This window comes from uncultured Caballeronia sp. (assembly GCF_964243625.1).
Classification (GTDB): Bacteria; Pseudomonadota; Gammaproteobacteria; order Burkholderiales; family Burkholderiaceae; genus Caballeronia.
The window spans coordinates 1-3,746 of record NZ_CAXTGZ010000587.1; the positions used below are offsets into that span (position 1 = coordinate 1).

A 3,746-nucleotide genomic window follows, 5' to 3' on the forward strand; every position below is an offset into this window, starting at 1 on the left:
TGACGTAGCTTTCCGCAAGAATCGCATGAGCCACATTCAGGATCGCCGCGACGAGAATTGTTGGAACAGTATTGGGCAGAAGCACCTTGGAGAGGATGTGACGGTCCTTGCACCCGACGGCTCTCGACGCCAACACAAACTCGGCGTTTCGAAGCGACGAGACCTGAGCCTGAACAACGCGCGCGATTTCCATCCAGGACGTGCACGCGATAAGGGCGATTAGCGCTATCACGTTGGGTGTGAGCAATGCCGACAGAGTGAGCATGAGAAACACATTCGGGAAACACAATGCCACATCGACGAAGCGCATGATCGCGCTGCCAATCCCCCCGCCATAGAAGCCGGCGATGAGTCCAAGTGTTACGCCGATAACGACGCTCATCGCCATCGCAGCGACGCCGATTGACAGCGAGATCCGCCCGGCTGATAGCAGTCGAGCGACCATGTCGCGGCCGAGTTCGTCTGTGCCGGCGAAATGAGTGCAGCACGCCGGGCCTTGCAGTCGACTCAGAATGTCGATCTGGGTGTCGGTGAAAGGCAACAGTAGCGGACCGATTGCGCAGGTAAGAATCATCAAAACGATGAAGATTGCGGCGTATCGGGCAAGGGTCTTTTTCTTGTATCCACTTGCGGATTTTGGGGCGTGCTTACCCGTGCGTAAGCCTGAAAAAATGGTGACTTTCATGAGGCACTCACAGTTCTTAAGTTGGGCGAACGCGCGGATCGGCAATCGCGTAGCAGATGTCGGCAAGCAGGCTTCCGAGCAGCGTGAGAACAGCGGTAAACATCAAAATGCCAAGCACCACCGGATAGTCGCGGTAATTGAGTGAGTCCATGAAAAGCCGTCCCATGCCTGGCCAGGTGAATACAGTCTCGGTTACCAAGGCGCCTCCCAACTGAGCCGGCAACTGCATACCGGCGATGGAAATCATCGGCAACGCTGAGTTCGGGATAACGTGGCGCCATAGAACCTGAAATTCAGAAAGTCCCTTGGCACGTGCAGTGCGGACGTAGTCCTGCGATATTGCGCCAATGACGGATGCCCGCATGTAGCGGCTCCAGACAGTGACATTGACCATGGCTAGCACGAGGGCGGGGAGCACCAGATGGCGCGCAATGTCGAGAAAGGAACCGTCTCCCGGGGTCTGCCGATTGCCCGCTGGCAACCATTGAAGCTTGACGGAGAAAATGTAGATTACGACCAGTCCGAGCCAGAATGTCGGGACCGATACCAACGCAACGAGCGTTACGGACGTGGCTGTATCGAACTTGCCGCCGCGCCGGACACCACTCATCACGCCGACCCACACTCCGAGTGACACTGCGATGATGGTTGAGGTAACCATCAACAGCAAAGTCGCCCCGATGCGCGACCCGATGATCTCGAGAACAGGAAGCTGGTCGCGGTACGATCGTCCCCAATCACCCTCAAGCATATGGGTCAACCAGCGAAGATACTGCATTGGCATTGGGTCGTTAAGCCCCATTTGAACTGCGAGGCGATTCAGGTCTTCCTGGGACATCTGTCCGGTTTGAGCAAGCAAGGATAGAGGCCCTCCAGGCGCTAGTTGCAGGATCGCAAACCCGAGCGCGGATACACCAAGCAGGAGAAATATCAACGTCGTTACTCGACGCAAAAGAAAGTTACTCATATATCAGACATCCCAATATCAGCCGCCGAAATAAGCAGTAAAAGCGGACCCTTCGTTTATTTGCTGCCCGCGCGGTTTGGACCCTGCCTAGTTCTCTGGTACGACTTAGTCAGAGTGAAAACGCCACATCGTCTCGAATGATTCCTTGCGTAATCTTATGCAGTCGGTTGTCTTGGTTTAGCCCCGACATACCGTCAAACTGTGCCTGTTCAATCGTCTGGGCTTGTGCCCTTTTCCATATCGGCGATGCTGGGGCAACAATCAGTCTGCGAAAGACGGATCGAGTTTTTCCATCTTGCGCATGAGTGCGGACCATGGAGAGACGTACTGCGCTTCACCTGCTTTTTTCTCTTTGGGACTTTGGTGGAGCTTTTGATAGACGCTTTCGCAGAATTTTGGATCGGGTGTGGTTATCGGGGTGCCGCATGAAAGCGCCATGATCTGGGTCTGGCACGCACGCTCCATTCGCCAGATCGCGTGGAACGTGTCTCCTACAGTCGGGCCGCAGGCGAGCAGCCCGTGGTTACGCAGGATCATGTAGTTGTGCTCGCCCAGATCCTCGGCGATCCTCTGGCCGATCGAGTAATCTTCGGCCATGCCGTCAAAGTCGTGGTAGGCGACATGATAGAACCGCATGGAGGTTTGGCTAATGGGCAGAAGCCCGCATTCGAGGGCTGACACTGCCATGCCTGCGGCTGTGTGCGTGTGGGCCACGCAGAAGGCCTCCTTTCTCGCCGCGTGCACGGCCGCGTGAATCACGAAGCCGGCCTTGTTCACGCCATACTCACCAGTGCTCAATACGACGTTGCCTTCGAGGTCGATCTTGATCAGGCTGGAGGCAGTGACCTCGTCGTACAGCATTCCATAGGGGTTGATTAGAAAGTGCCCCTCTTCGCCCGGCACACAGCAGGAGATATGGTTCGCGGTCAACTCCGTGAGACCGTAGTATTCCGAGAGCCGGTAGGCTGCAGCGAGCTCTACCCGAACGCGCCACTCTTGCTCGCTCACCTGGTCACGGATTCGCTTGCCATCCGACGTCACTGACTTCTGCACAGAGGATTCCATTGGCCTTCACCCGCTCGCTTGATGATTTGGTTGCGACCCGCACACTAACGCACTGCCTTTTAACGACACCAATTAGTGCATATCGATAACATGTTGCCGATTCTAGATAGCCATTTTTTTGAAGTCAAGCCGGGATTGACCCTTTGGATATGTATCGGAGGTTTTTTAGTCGCGCGAGAGGCCTGAAGGCGCTGGTGCTGCAAGTGCGCTTGGCAAGCCGGCAAGGCGGGAAGACACCGATCAGGAAACCGTAAAGACCGGCGCTTGTTAAGCTGGTTTTTTAGTAGCGCGGTCGCGAAGCCAAGGTAGTGTCAAGGTGTGAGATCCGGCGGCTTTTCTGAACACACATTTTTGCTGGCAGATCGCTCTTTGGCCGATGAGCTAAGACAACCGACCGACAAAGTGTTGAGCACTCACAACGGCGCGTCCGCCAATCAAGTGTCTGGCTCGTATATCGACGCCGGCGCGCGCGCGGGTAGGCTACAACGTGCAGCACAAGCGAAGCTGGTGGCGGTGTTTGCACATTGGCACACACAGCTCGCGTGGGTAGTGAATCAACCGCAGCATCCCGGTGAGATCAAGCAGGTGAAGGCCTATGGCGAACACCGCGAAAAACGCGATCCAGCGCAACGCGGGGCATATTAGTGCGGAAGAACGCAATCCGATCCGCCGTGGGTGGGCAGCCGCGCACAGCGGGAATCGGGTGGTGACGCCGGAAATGACGCGCGGTACGTAATCCGCAGCACGTCTTGAACGGGTTTTATCGAACTCTGGCCGTTGCCGTCACGGCATAGCTGCCCAATGTCATGGCGCCGCGGCAGCGGTTAATTACGCTCCGGAGGAGACGCAGTTGGGCGCTTCGGTGTTCTCAATGTAAGGCGATGGACCGGCTAGGTTGACGGTAGGAAGCAGAAGCCACTAGATGGCTGAGTGCCGTCGTGGCTTCGCGTGGTGTGCTACCGTTCATGCCATATCAAAGCCGACTCGAAATCGCCCGTGCTGCCGACATAAGAAGAGAAGATATGCGTG

4 protein-coding genes are annotated in these 3,746 nt (G+C 56.2%); 1 reads left to right on the forward strand and 3 read right to left on the reverse strand.

Annotation, left to right across the window (positions count from 1 at the left end; translation table 11 throughout):
• The 3 genes from ACFFAR_RS27545 to ACFFAR_RS27555 all read right to left on the reverse strand — a co-directional run.
• A partial coding sequence (locus tag ACFFAR_RS27545; protein WP_375508853.1) for an ABC transporter permease occupies window positions 1–685 on the reverse strand: 685 nt, incomplete at its 3' end.
• A 16-nt stretch (window positions 686–701) separates the two neighbouring features.
• A complete protein-coding gene (locus ACFFAR_RS27550) occupies window positions 702–1,652 on the reverse strand; it encodes an ABC transporter permease subunit (RefSeq protein ID WP_174364938.1) in 951 nt (316 codons plus the stop codon).
• 261 nt (window positions 1,653–1,913) lie between these two features.
• Window positions 1,914–2,717 (reverse strand): class II aldolase/adducin family protein, encoded by an 804-nt coding sequence (locus ACFFAR_RS27555; RefSeq protein ID WP_174364937.1) that lies wholly within the window; start codon window positions 2,715–2,717, stop codon window positions 1,914–1,916.
• Window positions 2,718–3,035: 318 nt separating this feature from the next.
• On the opposite strand from ACFFAR_RS27555, the gene ACFFAR_RS27560 reads away from it, so the two are divergent.
• Window positions 3,036–3,362 (forward strand): hypothetical protein, encoded by a 327-nt coding sequence (locus ACFFAR_RS27560; protein WP_375508854.1) that lies wholly within the window; start codon window positions 3,036–3,038, stop codon window positions 3,360–3,362.
• The last annotated feature ends 384 nt before the right edge of the window (window positions 3,363–3,746 follow it).

What these genes read in the sequence shown, in the direction of transcription:
- ACFFAR_RS27550 (WP_174364938.1), bottom strand. Translation starts at nt 1,652, where the DNA reads ATGAGTAACTTTCTTTTGCGTCGAGTAACGACGTTGATATTTCTCCTG.
- ACFFAR_RS27555 (WP_174364937.1), bottom strand. Translation starts at nt 2,717, where the DNA reads ATGGAATCCTCTGTGCAGAAGTCAGTGACGTCGGATGGCAAGCGAATC.